This window comes from Algoriphagus yeomjeoni, assembly GCF_003259505.1.
GTDB lineage: Bacteria > Bacteroidota > Bacteroidia > Cytophagales > Cyclobacteriaceae > Algoriphagus > Algoriphagus yeomjeoni.
The window spans coordinates 156,479-174,742 of the sequence record NZ_QLLK01000008.1 but is presented as its reverse complement, the minus strand read 5'-3'; the positions used below and the strand labels follow the sequence as shown (position 1 = coordinate 174,742).

Here is an 18,264-nt window from a genome sequence, read left to right as displayed (position 1 = left end):
TTCAGCTAGATTTTTCTTGCCATCATCACCCCATCCCGGATTGGAAGTAGTGCGTTTTCGACGCGAGGGTCGTTTTGAATCATGGTATTGAAGTCCAATAAGGCTTGGGTGTCTTTGTCGATTTTTTGCCCTTCCTCGACTAGGATTTTACCTGACCAGAGCACATTATCTGCAAGGATGATCCCCCCTGCATTCATTTTTTCTATGATCAAGTCGTAATAATTGGAATAATTGATTTTGTCAGCATCGATGAAAACCATGTCGAATGGCCCAGAAAGCGTCGGAATGATTTCCAGCGCATTCCCAAGTCTATAATCAATTTGCTCTGCGAGTCCGCTTTCTTCAAAAAATCCCCTGACCATCGTCTCCAGCTCATCATTAATATCTAGCGTAATCAGCTTTCCATCTTTTCTCAAACCTCTAGCCAGACAAAGCCCTGAATAGCCAGTATAGGTACCAATTTCAAGAATAGTTTTTGGATTCTGCATTTTGGTGAAAAGCTCGAGCATTTTCCCTTGCAAATGGCCAGAGATCATGCGTGGCATCATGACTTTTGCCTGAGTTTCCCGGGTGATTTTCAGGAGTAAATCGTCTTCTGTTGAAGTATGATCTTCACAATATGCTAAAAGCGCTGGGTCGATAAATTCCATGATTATTGGGGAGTATAAGTTAGGAAAGTAAGCTGTTCAGGATTGAAGATGTCTTGGGCGATTCCCTGAAGTTCTGTTGCAGTGGTATTTTTGATCTGGGCGAATATTTTGTCCAGGGGATCCACTTTTCCATGATCCAGAAGACTTTTACCATAAACCAACATCAAGGCGGAGTAATTTTCCTCTGCCATCGCCATCTGACCAATTGCCTGCTCCTTCGCCATGTGAAGTTGGAGTGTTCCAAGCTTTGTGTTAGTCAATTTGCTCATTTCTTTTAGGACAAGTGCTTGTGCTTTTTTCAGCGTTTTTCCTTCCGTGCCAAAGTAAATCCCAAAGAAACCGATATCCGAAAACGGCTGATAGCTGGACTCTATACTATAGACATAACCATGTTTTTCGCGGAGCATTAGATTCAATCGGCTATTCATACTTGGTCCCCCCAGGATGTTATTGAGCAGGTAAAGTTTGAATCGATTGGGATCGTAAAGTGAAAAAGCGGGGCGGCCGATTGCACAAAGCGATTGGCTGATATCTCGTTCTTGCGTTTTTATTTTGGGGGAATAGTTATTAAATCCATTTCTGACGTAGAGGCTTCTCTTGGTTTGTATTTGGGACAAAGGGCTTTCAATTCCTTTCAAAACTTTCTGAAATGAGATATTCCCAACCACTGAAAAGATAAGTCTGGAAGTGTCCAAACGTGTGGAAATAAAATCAAAGAAATCCTGTTGCGTAAAACTTCCGACGGTTTGCTCTGTACCGAGGATATTTCTTCCCAAGGCATGATTTTCAAAGACTAACTCATCTAACTCATCCTGAATAGCATCGTCTGGAGAATCCCGGTACATCGCCATTTCTTCCAGGATAACTTGCCGCTCCTTTTCGATCTGCTTTTCTGGGAACGTGCTATTGAAGGTAATGTCAAAAAGTAACTCGGAAGCTTTGCCATAATGCTCCTTCAGAGTAGAGGCATAGAAGCATACTTTTTCTTTGGTCGTGTAGGCGTTGAGTTCTCCGCCGAGTGACTCCAGACGGTTGAGGATATGGAAGGTTTTACGTTTTTGAGTGCCTTTAAAAGCCATATGCTCCCAAAAGTGTGCAAGCCCTTCTTGCTCTTTGGTCTCATCTCTACTTCCTATGTCTAATATAAATCCGCAGTGAACAAGTCTGGTATGGGTAACTTCCTGATGGACAATCCGAATGCCGTTACTAAGTTCTTTGATGTTTAATTCCATGCTTTATTTTACCCTGTCGGTAATATACAAAGTAAAGCAGGAAAATGGTTCCAGAGGAATTTCAAACCTGATTTTAGCCCGAGAATTTGTAACTTTCCACCTTATAAGCCTAAGAAAAATATGAAATACCAACCTCTTTCCAGTTCCCTTTACATTAAGAATCGCGAGAAGTTTTGCTACAAACTTGCAGAAAGCAGTGTGGCAATTTTCAACTCCAACGACATCATGCCTACCAATGCTGACGGGACGATGCGCTTTCGTCAGAATAACGATTTGTTTTATTTGACAGGAATAGATCAAGAGGAAACCATACTTTTAGTAGCTCCTGATTGTCCAAATCCAAACATGCGGGAAGTTCTTTTTCTCCGCGAAACGAATGAGCATATTGCCATCTGGGAAGGTCACAAATACACCAAAGAAGAAGCAGAGGCTACTTCTGGAATCAAAAATATCCAGTGGCTTTCGAACTTTAATCAGGTATTCAATACGGTGATGGCGCTTTGCTGCAATGTGTATTTGAATACCAATGAGCATCTGCGTGCCGGTGTAGTCGTAGAAACACAGGACGCGAGATTTATAAAAGAATGCAAAGAGAAATTCCCGCTTCATACCTATCATCGAGCTGCTCCGATCATGCATGAGCTGAGAGGAGTGAAGGAAAAAGAGGAAATCGAGCAACTTCAAATAGCTTGTGATATTACCGAAAAGGGCTTTAGAAGAATCCTCTCTTTTGTGAAACCTGGGGTGACAGAGTATGAAATCGAAGCTGAATACTTGCATGAATTTGTAAGAAATCGAAGCAATGGTTTCGCTTATCAGCCAATCATTGCCTCAGGAGCTTCTGCTTGCGTGCTTCATTACATCGAAAATCACAAGGCTTGCGTAGCTGGCGAAATGCTTCTCATGGACGTAGGTGCAGAGTATGGGAATTACAATGCTGATATGACGAGGACAATTCCAGTGAGCGGAAGATTTACCGAAAGACAGCGTGCTGTTTATGATGCTGTTCTGAGGGTGCAGAAGGAAGCTTCTCGGATTTTGATGATTGGAACAAATATCCAAGATTACCACAAGGAAGTAGGACTAATTATGCAAAGTGAATTAGTTGGGTTGGGATTGATCGATCAGACAGACATAAAAAATCAAGATCCTGCATGGCCGGCTTACAAAAAGTATTTTATGCATGGCACCTCGCACCACTTGGGATTAGATGTGCATGATGTGGGTACTATGCATGGACCGATCAAACCTGGAATGGTATTCACAGTAGAGCCAGGAATCTACATTCAGGAAGAAGGGCTTGGAGTGCGATTGGAAAACAACATCGTGATCCAAGAAGGCAAAGGATACTTCGATTTGATGAGAAATATCCCAATTGAAGCGGAAGAGATTGAGGAGTTGATGAATGGTTAATTTCATTATATGCAATTATGCCAGAAGCCTTGGTTTCGTTGGTGATCTGGCTGGAAGACCCCTGCCCGAACTGCAGGCGGGGATGACCGATGACCGAAGTGGCATCATTTTAAAAGTTTGGCAACCCCTACATTGCTTTGAACATTTTAATAGTAGAAAGCCGAATAGTCATAATAGCAAGTGCAATCTTATCTTACTAAAAACAAAAAAAGCTTTACCGATTCATTTGGTAAAGCTTTTTTGTTGGTTTTGATCTTAATCGTTTGGATAAGGAATGTAAACAAAACTGGTAAAGGCCCCGTCGATCACAAATAAGCAGCAAAATTCATCTGGGTCTTTGTAAGCATTTTGGAATTCCTCTACGGCATCTTCTCCAATCAATTTTCGCTGAATAAACTCATCGAGATAGGTAATGAAGTAATTCCAATCCAAATCTTTCTCAGCTTTTCCGATAAAGATTTTACCGATGGGTTGCATCTCTTTGGAGATAGGGAAGATTGGGTATTCAGAAAATTTGCGTGAGCGAATCTGGTAAGAAGCTTCCTTCAACGTATCAGAAATCTTCACAAAATCACTGGTAATCGTTCCCAAATATTTCCCGTCTAATTCGGGGGCATTTTCATCTCTCATCATTTCCTTAGGGTTAAGCTGATTACATTTTCTACATGATAGGTCTGCGGAAACATGTCCACGGGTTGAATTTTTTCAACGTCATATTTTTCTGCCAAAAGTGCCACATCTCTAGCCTGAGTCGCTGGATTACAGGAGACATAGACGATCTTCGGCGCATTTAATCTCAAGAGCATTTGCACGACTTTCTCGTCCATTCCTGCACGTGGAGGATCGGTGATGATCAAGTCTGGAGCAGCGTGCGTCGCGATGAACTCCTCGTTCAGCATGTCTTTCATATCACCTGCGTAAAACAGCGTATTGTCAATCCCGTTGATCTGAGAATTGATTTTCGCATCTTCTATCGCTGCAGGTACGTATTCGATCCCGATGACTTGCTTGGCTTTTTTGGCTACAAAATTGGCGATAGTTCCAGTCCCGGTGTAGAGATCATAGACCACTTCATCGCCTTGCAAATCGGCGAAATCTCGGGCGACTTTGTATAATTCGTAGGCTTGCTCGGAGTTGGTTTGATAGAAAGATTTTGGTCCAATTCTGAACTTCAAGCCTTCCATTTCTTCTTCGATGAAGTCATTTCCTGAGAAAGTCACTAATTCCAAATCATGGAAAGTCTCGTTTCCTTTTGTGTTGATCACATATAGCAAAGAAGTGATCTGAGGGAATTTCTCATGAAGGAATTCCATTACTTTTTGGATTCCTTCCTGATCATTTTCTCCAAACTGTACGATGACCATGGATTGCTCTGTGCTAGTGGTTCGGATGATCAAATTCCGAAGTAGTCCCACTTGATTTCTGATGTCGTAGAAACTCAAATTGTTAGCTAGCGCAAAAGTTCTCAGTTCATTTCTGACATCGTTGGAGATATTTCCCTGCAAGTAGCAATGATCCACATCGACGATCTTGTCAAACATCTTTGGGATATGGAAACCCAATGCATTTCTGTCAAAATCTTCTCCAGACTGAATCTGCTCTATGGTCAGCCACTTCTTGTTGGAAAAAGTGAAATCAAGTTTATTTCTATAATATCGGGTCTTTTCAGAGCCTAAAGTTGGCATCACTTCTGGGATATCCACTTTAGCTATTCGCTGAAATTGATCGAGGACTTGCTGACGCTTGTAGGTTTTCTGTAAATCATAATTGATGTGCTGCCATTTGCAGCCGCCACAGATTCCGAAATGCGAGCAAAAAGGATCGATGCGTTCTTTAGAATACTCGTGGAATTTCACCGGTTCACCTTCCATAAAGGAGCTTTTTCCCTTCGTAATCCGCACATCCACCACATCTCCCGGAGCTACACCTGTGACAAAAACCACTTTTTCCTCATGATGTCCCAAGCATTTTCCCTCCGAAGCTATACGCTCGATATGCAGGTTGGTGATCACCTTGTTTTTCATTTTTCGCGACATGGGCGCAAAATTAGGGAAAAAAGGGCGTAAGACCTTTGTGCAACTTAAATGAGAGCGTAGAAATTAAGAATGAACTATGTAAATTACTTTCTTAATAAGGCTATAAAATATGGCAAATACCTATCATCAGATTTACATCCAATTGATTTTTGCAGTACAGGGAAGACGAAGCCTTTTGAAAAGGGAGTTTCGTCAGGATTTTTTCAAAGTTATGTCTTCGATGATTCAAAATCTTGGTCACAAATCCATTATAGTCAATGGAGTGGCTGATCATGTCCACTGTTTTATTGGGTTAAATCCCGACAAAACAATTTCGGATTTGGTTGAAAAATTAAAGACATCATCCAATCATTTTTTAAAAGATAAGAACTGGGCTGACGGAAGTTTCTCCTGGCAGAAAGGGTATGGCGCTTTTTCGTATTCCAAATCCCATGTTGAACGGGTGTATCAGTACATTTTAAATCAAGAAGCGCATCATCAAAAAATTACTTTTAAAGATGAGTATATGATGCTTCTAAAGAAATTTGAGATTGAGTTTAAAGATGAATATTTGTTCGAATTTTTGGATGACGTACCCTTATAAGTGAATGTATGGTGAGGATCAAATCGCTTCTCAGAAGCTCGTTTACTTTAGTAATTATTTTTTTACAATCAAAAAGCTTCTCCGAAGCTAAAAATGATTTGCAACTAGTTTGAAAGACTTGCAAATGCCTTAGGTTGCTTTGTATGGAAGCAGCGCCAGCGGCGCACTTTGATTGTAGGAATGTGATCCAGAATTAACCAGAGCACCAGCGGTGCAATTTTTTATGGAAGAAAATCGCTTTTCCGAAGCTCATGCTGTTAACATTCATCGTTTTTTTACAATCAATAAGCTTCTCTGAAGCTAGAAGATCTTACAAGCTGCTAGTTTTTGAAACCATTTAGCTTTTGAAACAAATGGTGTTTGGAAAGCGCCAGCGGCGCATTTTGACTGTAGCATTGTGATCCAGAATTGGTCAGAGCACCAGCGGTGCGATTTGTTGCGCCATCCTTTTATCTCAATTGAAACCTATCCTATCTATTTTTTGTCATTTCTCTATATTTGCACCATCAATGAAACAATATAGCCTAAAAGATAAAGTAGTAATCATCACTGGAGCTTCCTCAGGAATAGGAGAATCATGTGCTTTTGCATTCGGTAAAGCAGGTGCTAAAATCGTCATTACAGGCAGAAATCAGGATAAGCTGGATTCTGTCAAAGCCAAAATGGAAGCTGAAGGCATAGAAGTGCTAGCCATCACCGCAGATGCGGCCGTGATTGATGACAATGAGCGAATGGCTCAGGCTACTTTGGCGAAGTTTGGTAAAATTGACATTCTGATTAACAACGCCGGAATAACCATGAGAGCGTTGTTTGAAAATCTAGACTTCGAGGTGTTTCATAAAGTAATGAATACAAATTTTTGGGGAGCAGTCTATGCTACAAAGTTTTGCTTGCCGTCAATCTTAGAGCAAAAAGGATCTGTGATTGGAATTTCTTCAGTCAACGGATTTCGAGGCACGCCAGCGAGAACTGCCTATACAGCCAGTAAGTATGCTATGAATGGGTTTTTCGAATCTCTTAGAACGGAAGTGATGAAAAAAGGAGTTCATGTACTGGTGGCTTGTCCTGGATTTACTGCCTCAAATATCCGTAAGAACGCGCTAGATGCGCACGGTGCTTTGCAAGGCGAATCACCACGAGATGAATCAAAAATGATGAGTTCGGAGGAGGTAGCAGAGAGAATCCTGAAAGCCACTTTAAAAAGAAAGCGCGATCTGACATTGACTACTCAAGGATGGTGGCTGAAATTCCTTAATAAATGGATGCCAGGAAGGTTGGATTACATCGTTTACAATCAGTTGAAAAAGGAAAAAGACTCACCATTCCAGTAAATGCAGGAATCGATCTTTCAGACTTACCGAAACCGTCTTGTCGACCTGTCCACCAAAAACAGGTCACTTTATTTGCCAAAGGCAGAAGGTTTCGGAGTTGTAGATCTGAAAGAATTAGATTTTTTGAATGGGGAAAATAGCTTTGAAATCATCAAGAAGGCTATTTCTTCAAATAAACAAATTTCGTTAATTCCAGAATCAGACCCTCGGCTTGCTGACGTAAATAGTATTTCCAAGGCATTTTCCAGACTTTCCTTTCGAGATCAACTTACACAGGAAGAGACAGGCGAGCAAACCCTTTATCTTGGTTGGCCATTTGTGGAGGGGAAATTACTTAATGGACAAGTTCTTCGTGCTCCTTTGTTGCTTTTAGGAGTAAAGCTAAAAGTAGATAAAGAACAGTGGAATCTTTCCAAAACAGATGATTGGCAGTGGAATCCTGCTTTTCTTTTGGCCTATAGTCTTGCATACGGCAAAGCGCTAGATGAGGAAGTTTTAAATCTGGCCTTGCAGGAATTGTCCAACGATGCGACAGAATTCCGAACTGCACTTACCGTGCTTCTCAATGAGCATTTTTCGATTCAGTTGAGTTCTTCCCTTTTCGAGGATCAGCTCGTCTCCTTTCCGATTTCCCAGTCAAGCCTTGATTCTAGTCTCTTTCAAGATGGGAAACTGGTTTTGAAAAGCTATGCGCTCTTAGGTTTGTTTGCTCAAAAAGGCAGTTTTCTATATTCTGATTATGAAAAGCTGGAGATAGAATTTGGAGAAAAGACCTTGGATGATTTATTCACTGAGCATTTCACTAGTGATGAAAATCAGCCTGTTCCAAGAGAAGATCAGCTTTTTCCTGTTTTTCCACTGGATGCTTCGCAGGAGAATGTATTAGTGAAAGTTCGCAAAGGAAAAAGCCTAGTTGTAGAAGGACCTCCAGGTACAGGTAAGTCTCAATTGATAGCTAACCTAGTTTCTGACTATTGCTCTAGAGGCAAAAAAGTCTTGGTAGTTTCCCAAAAGCGAGCAGCTTTGGATGTTGTATTTGAGCGATTATCAAATGCAGGTTTTGGAGATTTTTTAGGTTTGGTGCATGATTTTCGTGCCGATCAAAAGGAACTTTTTCATAAAATAAAAGGGCAGATTGAGTCAATTGACAGCTATCAAGAGCATAACCGGGGATTTGATTCCATAGAACTAGAGCGGGAAATTTCAAATTACTCCAAGACTATTTCCAGACTTTCAGAGAAGTTTGAAAACCTACGAACTGCGCTTTTTGATGTGAATACAGCAGGTATTCCAATTAAAGGAATGTATTTGAAGGCTAGTTTGAAGAAGTCCTTCTTCGAGCATGAAGGGTTAATAAAGCTTGATTTTCAATCTGCTCAGGAGTTTGAGAGGTCTTTTAATATTTATCATTCGTACCAAAAACAGTTCAGCGGGACATTCTGGGAAAAGCGAATTTCCTTTGCGCATTTTGTGCCAGCAGTTTTTCCAAGAATAGCTCAAAGTTTGAAAGAGGTCGCTGACTTCAATTCTAAGTATAGGGAGTATTCAGAACTTGATTTTGAGAGTTTGGTCAGACTTATTCTAGCCGATTCGAATTTTTCTAAGAATGTTGAGAAGCTAAACTCTTCCTTTTTTCAACTGGAAAAACCGCAGTTGGCGATTTCTTCAGTGGTAGATACTGAGTGTTTTGAGAATCTGGCAAAGATTCAGGAATGGTCTACTAAAACCATAGAGAAGCTTAAAAACTATTCGTTCGGGATTTCACCTGCGGACCAAAACCTTTCCATTTTAGAATTAGAGTTGAATACGCTTGAGTCTAAAGTAGGCTCTTGGTTCGGTAGGCTTCAAGCGAATTTCAATAAAAGTAAGTTTCCGCTGACTTTTTCGATACTAGCTTCTGGTAATTTAAAGCTTAATTCAGTGGTTTTATCTGACTTGCAAAGAGAGCTTGAGGGATTGAAATTGCTAAATCAAGAGTTTGAGAAGTTGCCTAAAATTGATGGGTTAGAATTAAGTGAGCTTTCTATCGAGGGTTTACAAGGTATTCTCGATGAGGTAAATCCGGTGTTAGAATGGGTTTTAAGCTGGAGAAATCAGAGTGATTTTCACAAACTAGCAAAATGGAACATCTCTGACTTCAGGACTCAAATTAGCGAGCTTTGGGCGTTTTCTGAGTTATTTTATACCAAATCAATCCAATGGAAATCTTATCTAAGTATTCCCCAGATTTTGGATGCATACAAAAATGGAATACCGGAAATTGGTTCTGAATTAGAGCTAAATCAGACATTTTCGGAACTGGTTTCATTTGATCGATTTCTGGATAGTTTGGACCAAATCACTCTTGACCTAGCTGGAAAAATTGCTGAAGAGTACTCTGAATTGAGTGTTTTGGATCAGACCAGCGCTTTTTGGAATTCGTGGTATTTGGCTTGGATAGCTCAGTTGGAAGCTAAAACTCCTGTTTTGGCAGAAGCTGGAAGTTTGACGATGCAACATGAATTGGAAGAATTGAAGCAAGGGATTCTAGAGAAAAGGAATATAGCCAGGCATATCGCTTTGCTCCGTCTTAGAGAACAAGTTACTTCTGAGCTAGACTATAATCGCTTGGGCAATCGACTGACTTATCGGGATTTGTTCCATCAGGTGAGTAAAAAGCGTCAGCGTTGGCCGATTCGGAAGCTGATGGAAGAAATGGGAGAGGAAGTTTTTCGCTTATTACCCTGTTGGTTTGCGAGTCCAGAAACTGTTTCTGCCTTATTTCCACTTGGTCAAGAATTCGATTTGGTGATTTTTGATGAGGCTTCTCAATGTCAGGTTGAGCGAGGGTTACCTGCTATGCTCCGTGGCAAGCAAGTGGTTGTGGCAGGTGATTCCAAACAGCTGCGCCCTTCGGATTTCTATCAGGTCAAATGGGACTCGGATGAGGAAGGCTTGGAGTATGAAGCGGAGTCTCTTTTGGAATTGGCTGGGAATTTCTTTGAAAAGCATCAGCTAAAAGGGCATTATCGTTCGGCTGATCCTGCTTTGATTCATTTTTCCAATACACATTTTTACGATAATCAGTTAGAGACATTACCTGATTTCTCTACTTCTATGGCTGCTGAACCTGCATTTACTTGGGAAAAAGTCCAAGGAATATGGGCTAGTCAGGTTAATAAAATGGAGGCTGATGCAGTGGTTTTAAAAGTAGAATCAATTTTAAGCTCAAGCCCAACTGATACTATTGGGGTAGTTACGGGGAATTATTTCCAGATGGAGTTAATTCGCGAAAAACTCTGGACTGCTGGTTTTCAGGATTCAAAGATCAAGGTTCGAAACATTGAAAATGTGCAGGGTGATGAGTTTGATCAGGTGATTTTATCCTTGGGATATGCTCCAAACCCGGATGGGAAGTTGGTGACCAACTTTGGGCTGTTGGGTAAAGCTGGGGCTGAAAATCGCCTTAATGTTGCGATCACCCGAAGTCGAAAAAAGATGCATATCATCAGTAGTATTGAGCCTTCAGATTTTCGACCAGGCCAACTTAAGAATCCTGGATTGGTCCTATTGAGAGAGTTTTTGAGTTTTGTACAGAAGCACAGTAAAAGTGCCTTAGTTCTTGCCCCAGAGCCTACTGCTAAAGGCTATGAGATTGATTGGAGCTTAAAAAATATATTGATGGATCAAAATAAAGGCTATACCAAAGAAACCCCTTCAGTTGTGATGGACTTGGTTTTTGATGATTCAAAAGGAGAAATGAAGGCAATCCTTACAGATGATCAGCGATTTTTTAATACGCCTACGGCAAAAGCAGCTGTAGCATATCATCCTATTTTACTTGAACAGAAGGGTTGGCGGTTTGAGTGGAAGTGGAGCAGGCAACTATTTATCAAGAGGTACTAGTTATTTTTGACTTATAAGTCATTCCTTAAGTCGTATTTTCATTTCAAATGAATGAATTATCATTCATTTGAAATTTTTATAATTGTATGATAATTCATTCGATAATATGTATATTTGAGGATAATGAATGATATTTAAGTCATGGATTACAAGCAATTAAGCGATTTAGGAATTCTACAAAAGCTGGGAGATTTTGTCAAGCATCATCGCATGGAGCAAAACAGGTCTCAGGAGCAGTTGGCGAAAGAGGCTGGTGTGAGTAGGTCCACCCTGAGTTTGTTGGAGCGTGGTGAAAAGGTGAATTTGATCACTTTGATCCAAGTGCTCCGAGTGCTCGATCAGTTACAATGGCTGGAGTCATTTGAAGTAAAGCCAGTCATTAGCCCTATGTCCTACATCAAGCTTCAAAAGAAGCATGAGCGTCAACGGGTGAGGAATAGCAATATGGCAGCTGAAGATCCTCCTTTAGAATGGTAGTAGCGGCAGAAATATGGATATGGGATAAGCTTGCCGGTGCTATCCTCTGGGATGATTCTGAGCAATTAGGAAGTTTTGAGTTTGACCAAAATTTTCTCCGCTCAGGTCTCGATATATCACCGATAAAAATGCCTTTGAGTCAGGGGAAAAGGATTTATTCATTTCCTGAAATCCGTAAGTCCCGGGGTGATGTCTTCGATACATTCAAGGGTCTTCCGGGTTTGCTGGCCGATATGCTTCCTGACAAATATGGGAATCAGCTTATTAATGCTTGGCTCACCCAAAATGGCAGAGCGGTTGATAGTCTGAATCCTGTTGAGCAACTGTGTTTTATAGGGAAGCGTGGGATTGGGGCTTTGGAAATCAGGCCTTCATTCAGAACTGAGGCAGTGAAAGCAAGTGCGATTGAGATTGATAGTTTGGTTGATATTGCAGGTAAGATTCTCAATTCCAGAGCCGATTTTCAATCAAATTTGACAAGTGAGGAGCAATCTGCTCTTTCTGATATTCTCAAGATTGGTACTTCTGCAGGCGGTGCTCGTGCAAAGGCTGTGATTGCTTTTAATCCAAAAACAGGGGCAGTTAAAAGTGGGCAAGTGAAAGCTCCAGCCGGATTTTCGTATTGGATTATCAAGTTTGATGGCGTTCATGATTCTCAGTTTGGAGCCACGGTAGGGTATGGAAGGGTGGAAATGGCCTATTACTTGATGGCTGTGGAAGCTGGGGTTGAAATGAGTGAATGTCGATTGCTAGAGGAAAATGGCAGAGCACATTTTATGACCAAACGTTTTGATCGATTGGAAAATGGTGAGAAAGTTCACATGCAAAGCTTATGTGGAATTCGTCATTTTGACTTCAATCAAGTTGGTTTCTATAGTTATGAGCAAGTTTTCGAAACTATGAGAATGCTTCGACTCACTTATCCTGAGGCGGAGCAAATGTTCATTCGTATGGTATTCAATGTGCTGGCGAGGAACTGTGATGATCATACCAAGAACTTTGCGTTTTTGATGGATAAAACTGGAAAATGGAGACTTTCTCCCGCCTATGATATCTGCTATGCTTATCGTCCTGGAAGTCTCTGGGTGAGTGCTCAGTCGCTGATGGTGAATGGGAAGAGAGAAAATATTACAGGTGATGATTTTTTGGAAGTAGCCAAGAAAATGAATATCAAAAAGCCGGAGGAAAAGTTAGAATCAGTGAAGGCTGCTATTCGACGATGGAGGGATTTTGCGGATGAAGTGGGAGTGGAAACTGAATTGAGAGATGGTATTCAAAGCACTTTACTGATTTGATATGAGTGAAGACACTCACATCGGCAATTCGATTCAGAATACATTATTAGTATAGTGTGAGTGAGTTGTCAAGTGATCAGTGAGCAGAGGTTTACGGGACTGGCTTAATTTTCGGGTGAGGCTCAGGTTGAGCATTTTCTTTATGTTTCTTACGTTGTTTGATTCGGTGACTTTGTTAGTTTGACTGCTGTGCTGCTTCTGGAGAAGCAGCACAACGCGGAGTTAAAGTCTCGCCATCCATCTCGCTAACTGCACTTCGTGAACCAGGTAATTTCCTTCGTCTTTGATCACCAGTTCCAGTCTTTCTAAGGCTTTTAAAGCCGTGCTCACGGTACTTGCTGCGCCGAGCTTATGCTTTTGAAGAAAATCTTTGCTTAAGGGGTTTTGAAGCGGCTCTTCTTTGGCGATGGCCCGGAATACATTCCACTGCGTGCGGGTGAGCATTTTTTGGAAATTGGCATAAATCGCCTGCTGCTGAACTAGAATTTGATTAAATACCGTGTCAACATCAGCATTTGTGACTTTTTTGTAGTTGGAAAAAAGGTGATTGCAAACCAACTGAACTGTGTAGGTTTGGCCACGACTCCAAGTATAGATCTTTGCTATAGATTCAGCTTCGATTGTCTTTTTGGCTGCTTGAAAATGCTGGATGATAAACTCAGTATAAGCTTCCAAGGAAATGGGCTGTAGAGATTCCAGCATTGAACTTTGATAGAAAGGCCGCTTTTTCTCTGTGAACATATCTTCCATCAGTGTGCGATGGCTTCCGCTGAAGATAAAGCGAACTTCAGGAATCTGCTGCACCCACGCTCGGAATACGGCTTCCGCTTTCTCTCCTTCGTAGTCGTTGATTTGCTGGAATTCATCGATTGCGATTACAATCCGTTTTTTTCTAGAGAGCAGAAATTCGCCCAATGCAGCTAAAGACTGTCTTGGCTGCTCGGATTTGTTTACTCCAAGTGTGAGCTCGGGAGTTCCAGATATTGGATTAAAGCTAATAGTCGCGCCTATGGAAGCCAGCAGTTTTTGAATACTTGCGCTGATCCCACCGCTTGTTTTTCCATATTTCTGATAGATCGCAGCCGAAATAGTTTGGATGGCTTCATCGATATTTTGCGTAGCGAGAAGGTCGATGTAGAGTGTTTCGTAATTTTGAGAAGACTCTAATTCATCAAAAAGTCTATGAATAAGTGCTGATTTTCCTAGTCTTCTCCAGGCATAAAGCACTACATTTCTATCATTTTCTATGTGAGAAATGAGCATTTCTAGATCGTTTTCGCGATCACAGAAATACTCTTTTCCCTGATAGGTGTTGATTACGAATGGATTGAATGGTTCTTTCATTTTATCAGCTACGTTTATTACGCAAAGTACGTTACGCAAAGTACGTTACGTAAAGTACGTAATAAATTGAAAGATTTACAATTCCATTTCACAATTTTCACTTACATATAGCCCACTATCTTGTACACCAAAATCCCGATCCATTCCTTTGACAGTTTGTGCCAGTTTTCGATCGAGGTAGGGTTAGGATAAAGAAAGGCAGGGACATCGTACTGTGTATCGTGACCATAATAGTCTGTAGGGAAAGTCTCAGTTTTTAACCCAACTTTGTCAAAGCAGCCTCTTGCACGATACATGTGAAAAGCTGAGGTAATCAATAAAAATTCCTGATCGGTGTTGATTCCGTTTTTAATTAAAAATTCCTTCGTGAACTCAGCATTCTGAGCTGTGTTTTTGGACTGATCTTCTATGAGTACCTCTGCCTCTGGCACTCCAGTCATGAGTAGAAAATTTTTTAATAGTAAAGCCTCTGAATTTGAATTGGTTGGGTTTAATCCTTGACCTCCAGTAATGAGGATTTTTTTGATTTTTCCCATGCGATAAAGCTGGAGCGCATGAGTGATCCGGTCTGCGCCTTTATTGAAGAAAGTGCGGTCATAGGCAGTTTTGCTGAGGTTGGTCACACCAGTAAGAACAATGCCTATTTCATAATTTTTGATCTCAGAAAACTCTTTAAAATCCGGTTCCCAAGCTAGCATGGCTTGGTTTGAGATAAACTGGTTGGAGAAAAACCACAATAGTATTATTCCTGTCCAGAGACTTCTTTTGCCCCATTTCTCTTTCACATATAAAGCCCCAATCACGATCAGCAAACTGATGATAGTTAGAGGCATTGCCAAGAAACTCAGAAATTGGGAGAGGTAGAAGAACATGGTTTTGATTTGATCAAGAACCAAAGAAAGGAGAGAATGGCGGAATTATCAATTCTCAAGGTTCAAATTCAATTTCCAAGTTTGATCCATTGAGCATTGAATTTGAAGATTGATCATTTGTAAATTCTTTTCCCTCAACTTTTCCTTAATTCCATCACATCGGGTTATTTTTGGGCATGTCTTCAAACCAGCCTAACTTATTGCCTTTGCTTCAAGAACTTTCCGCTCAACTGGAAGGAACCTTGCAAGTTGATTCATTAACAAAAACTCTATATGCCACTGATGCATCAGTCTATCGGGAAATGCCGCTAGCTGTTGCTTTTCCAAAGACTGAATCAGATATACAGAAGCTGATACTTTTTGCTTCCAATAATGGCACTTCTCTGATTCCTAGAACTGCTGGCACCTCCCTTTCCGGGCAATGTGTGGGCAACGGAATCGTAGTGGATGTCTCCAAACATTTTACTCAAATACTGGAATTGAATGTGGCAGAACGATGGGTTCGAGTGCAACCAGGGGTAGTACGTGATGAGCTCAATCGCTATTTGAAACCACATGGACTTTTCTTCAGTCCGATTACTTCTACTGCCAACCGAGCGATGATTGGTGGAATGGTGGGAAATAATTCATCGGGAACCACTTCGATAGTCTATGGAGTGACACGGGACAAAGTCATTTCTCTTGATACGATTTTAAGTGATGGGAACCCGGTGAAGTTTGAGGCACTTTCGAAAGGTGAGTTTGAAAAGAAAACCAAACTAAAATCACTCGAAGGCGATATTTATAGAAAAGTAGTAGAGGAGTTAGGAGACGAAGAAGCTCGGCAAGAGATTCATGCACAATTCCCGAAGAAGTCAATTCATAGAAGAAACACGGGTTATGCTGTTGATGAATTGCTGAAAGCTGATGTTTTTGAGGGAGAAGAAAAATTCAACTTTTGTAAGCTCTTGAGTGGCTCAGAAGGCACATTGGCTTTTACCACAGAAATCAAAATCAGTCTTGATCCACTTCCTGAACCTATCGAAATCGTAGTTGCAGCACATTTTGAGACGATTCATCAGAGTATGGTTTCTGCACAGACGGCAATGAAGCATCCAGCTACAGCTGTTGAGTTGATGGATAAAATTATTTTGGACTGCACCAAAGAGAGTATTGAATATAGCAAAAATCGCTACTTCGTTGAGGGTGATCCTGAGGCGATTTTGATGGTGGAGTTTCGGGGAAAAACTCTAGAAGAAGCTATGGCGAAAGGCAAGGCTTTGGTCGATGATTTGATTGCCACTGGACTTGGTTACGCCTATCCGATTATTGAGCCTGCGATGGTTTCTACCGCTTGGGCTCTTCGCTCAGCGGGATTGGGACTTTTGGCAAATATTCCAGGCGATGCGAAGGCTGTTGCTTGTATTGAAGATACTGCGGTGGATATAGAAGATCTGGCGGATTACATTGATGAGGTCGGAGGAATGATGGATGGCTTTAATCAAAAGCCGGTTTATTATGCACATGCTGGCGCTGGAGAGATACATTTGAGACCTATTTTGGATTTGAAAAAGTCCAAAGACGTGGAGGAGTTTTACAATATTTCTAAAGCCTCTGCCGAATTGGTAAAAAAGTATCAGGGTTCCCTGAGTGGCGAGCATGGTGATGGTCGAGTTCGTGCTGCATTTATTCCGCTGATGGTTGGGGAAAAGAATTACGAGCTTTTCCGAAGGATCAAATTCTCCTGGGATCCACAGAATATTTTCAATCCAGGGAAAATAGTTGATGCTGCTCCGATGAATAAATTTCTGCGCTACGAGCCGGATATGGAGACACCTACGCATGATACGTTGATGGATTTCTCCAATGTAGGTGGAATACTTCGCTTGGCAGAAAAGTGTAACGGCTCTGGAGATTGCAGAAAATTGCCAGGTTCTGGTGGTACGATGTGTCCTAGCTACATGGCGACTCGGAATGAAAAGGATACGACTCGTGGCCGAGCTAATACCTTACGTGAATTTCTTACGATGGACCAAAAGGAAAACGCCTTCAACCATCCCGAAATCAAGGAAGCGATGGATTTGTGTCTTTCCTGCAAGGGCTGTACTGCCGAATGTCCTTCCAATGTGGACATGTCCAGCATGAAAGCTGAATTCCTCTATCAATATCAAAAGACAAATGGAATACCGCTTCGATCCAGAGCTTTTGCCTACATCAATGAACTGAATGAGCTTGGCTCAAAAACTGGTGGGCTGGCGAATTTCATGTTGGGAAATAGGCTGACTGGAGGTATAATGAAGTCCATTTTGGGTGTAGCTCCGCAGCGAAATCTCCCTGAGATCAGTAAGATTAGCTTGCGCAAATGGTACAAAAAGAATTATCAATCTTTGCCAAGTGCTACGCCACAGATCAAATCGGTTTACTTTTTTGTAGATGAGTTTACAAATTTCAACGATACTGCGATTGGAATAAAAGCTATTTCTCTTCTTAAAAAGCTAGGGTACGATGTAAAAGTCGTGGATCATGAGGAAAGTGGTAGATCGGCGCTTTCTAAGGGCTTGTTGCCAAAAGCTAAGAAACATGCTGAAGCAAATGTGTCCATTTTCTCAAAAATCATTGATGGAAATACTCCTTTGATTGGTTTGGAACCTTCGGCTATTCTGAGTTTTAGGGATGAGTATCCGAGAATTGTAAAAAAAGAATTGGTGGAGGAAGCGAAGAAACTGAAGTTTCATGTGAAGTTAATCGATGAGTTTTTGGCTCAGGAAATCGCTGCGGGAAACATAAAATCTGATTCTTTTACCACCAAAACCCAAAAGATAAAACTTCATGGTCATTGCCATCAGAAAGCACTTTCTTCCATGACTTGGACTCAGAAGTTATTGTCATTGCCAGTCAATTACTCTGTGGAAACTATCCCAAGTGGATGCTGTGGAATGGCCGGAAGTTTTGGCTACGAAGCGGAGCATTATGAAGTTTCACAGCAAGTAGGAGAGTTGGTACTCTTTCCAGCAGTAAGAAGCGCCGAGGCTGAAACCGTCATTGCAGCGCCAGGTACTTCCTGCAGACATCAGATTGCCGATGGGACTGGGCGAAAAGCCAAGCATCCCGTGGAGATTTTGTGGGAGGCATTGAATTAGGAAAAGTGGTTTGTAAGCGTTTAAAAA

At 41.3% G+C, this 18,264-nt stretch carries 13 protein-coding genes; 7 read left to right on the top strand and 6 right to left on the bottom strand.

Features of this window, described 5'->3' with window-relative positions:
- Positions 1-5: 5 nt before the first annotated feature.
- On the bottom strand, positions 6-650 hold the full coding sequence (locus tag LV83_RS14560; protein ID WP_111612279.1) for an O-methyltransferase: 645 nt from the start codon (positions 648-650) through the stop codon (positions 6-8).
- A 2-nt stretch (positions 651-652) separates the two neighbouring features.
- Positions 653-1,882, bottom strand: coding sequence for a M16 family metallopeptidase (locus LV83_RS14555; RefSeq protein ID WP_111612278.1), 1,230 nt, complete (start codon positions 1,880-1,882; stop codon positions 653-655).
- A 120-nt stretch (positions 1,883-2,002) separates the two neighbouring features.
- On the opposite strand from LV83_RS14555, the gene LV83_RS14550 reads away from it, so the two are divergent.
- On the top strand, positions 2,003-3,295 hold the full coding sequence (locus tag LV83_RS14550; RefSeq protein WP_111612277.1) for an aminopeptidase P family protein: 1,293 nt from the start codon (positions 2,003-2,005) through the stop codon (positions 3,293-3,295).
- A 255-nt stretch (positions 3,296-3,550) separates the two neighbouring features.
- Here LV83_RS14550 and LV83_RS14540 read toward each other — a convergent pair whose 3' ends face one another.
- On the bottom strand, positions 3,551-3,928 hold the full coding sequence (locus LV83_RS14540; protein WP_111612275.1) for a hypothetical protein: 378 nt from the start codon (positions 3,926-3,928) through the stop codon (positions 3,551-3,553).
- Positions 3,925-5,331: a 23S rRNA (uracil(1939)-C(5))-methyltransferase RlmD gene (gene rlmD / locus LV83_RS14535; protein ID WP_111612274.1), complete on the bottom strand. Its 1,407-nt coding sequence runs from the start codon at positions 5,329-5,331 to the stop codon at positions 3,925-3,927. The genes LV83_RS14540 and rlmD overlap by 4 nt, the downstream gene beginning before the upstream one ends.
- 109 nt (positions 5,332-5,440) lie before the next feature.
- Between rlmD and tnpA the strand changes: the two genes are divergently transcribed.
- From tnpA to LV83_RS14510, 5 genes are all read left to right on the top strand, one after another.
- A complete protein-coding gene (tnpA, locus tag LV83_RS14530) occupies positions 5,441-5,914 on the top strand; it encodes an IS200/IS605 family transposase (protein ID WP_111612273.1) in 474 nt (157 codons plus the stop codon).
- A gap of 509 nt (positions 5,915-6,423) precedes the next feature.
- Positions 6,424-7,245 carry an SDR family oxidoreductase gene (locus LV83_RS14525; RefSeq protein WP_111612272.1) on the top strand — a complete coding sequence of 274 codons (822 nt, stop codon included), beginning with the start codon at positions 6,424-6,426 and terminating at the stop codon, positions 7,243-7,245.
- Positions 7,246-11,130 carry an AAA domain-containing protein gene (locus tag LV83_RS14520; protein WP_111612271.1) on the top strand — a complete coding sequence of 1,295 codons (3,885 nt, stop codon included), beginning with the start codon at positions 7,246-7,248 and terminating at the stop codon, positions 11,128-11,130. It abuts the gene before it with no gap.
- Positions 11,131-11,271: 141 nt separating this feature from the next.
- Positions 11,272-11,607 carry a helix-turn-helix domain-containing protein gene (locus LV83_RS14515; RefSeq protein WP_111612270.1) on the top strand — a complete coding sequence of 112 codons (336 nt, stop codon included), beginning with the start codon at positions 11,272-11,274 and terminating at the stop codon, positions 11,605-11,607.
- Positions 11,601-12,902, top strand: a complete 1,302-nt coding sequence (locus LV83_RS14510) for a type II toxin-antitoxin system HipA family toxin (RefSeq protein ID WP_111612269.1) — start codon at positions 11,601-11,603, stop codon at positions 12,900-12,902. The genes LV83_RS14515 and LV83_RS14510 overlap by 7 nt, the downstream gene beginning before the upstream one ends.
- 222 nt (positions 12,903-13,124) lie before the next feature.
- Here the strand turns inward: LV83_RS14510 and LV83_RS14505 are convergent, their stop codons facing one another.
- Both LV83_RS14505 and LV83_RS14500 read right to left on the bottom strand, forming a co-directional pair.
- The gene (locus tag LV83_RS14505) at positions 13,125-14,246 is read right to left on the bottom strand and encodes an AAA family ATPase (protein ID WP_111612268.1); all 1,122 of its coding nucleotides are present in this window, start codon (positions 14,244-14,246) and stop codon (positions 13,125-13,127) included.
- A gap of 101 nt (positions 14,247-14,347) precedes the next feature.
- Positions 14,348-15,118, bottom strand: a complete 771-nt coding sequence (locus LV83_RS14500) for a YdcF family protein (protein WP_111612267.1) — start codon at positions 15,116-15,118, stop codon at positions 14,348-14,350.
- Positions 15,119-15,294: 176 nt separating this feature from the next.
- On the opposite strand from LV83_RS14500, the gene LV83_RS14495 reads away from it, so the two are divergent.
- Positions 15,295-18,237 (top strand): FAD-binding and (Fe-S)-binding domain-containing protein, encoded by a 2,943-nt coding sequence (locus tag LV83_RS14495; RefSeq protein ID WP_111612266.1) that lies wholly within the window; start codon positions 15,295-15,297, stop codon positions 18,235-18,237.
- Positions 18,238-18,264 lie beyond the last annotated feature (27 nt).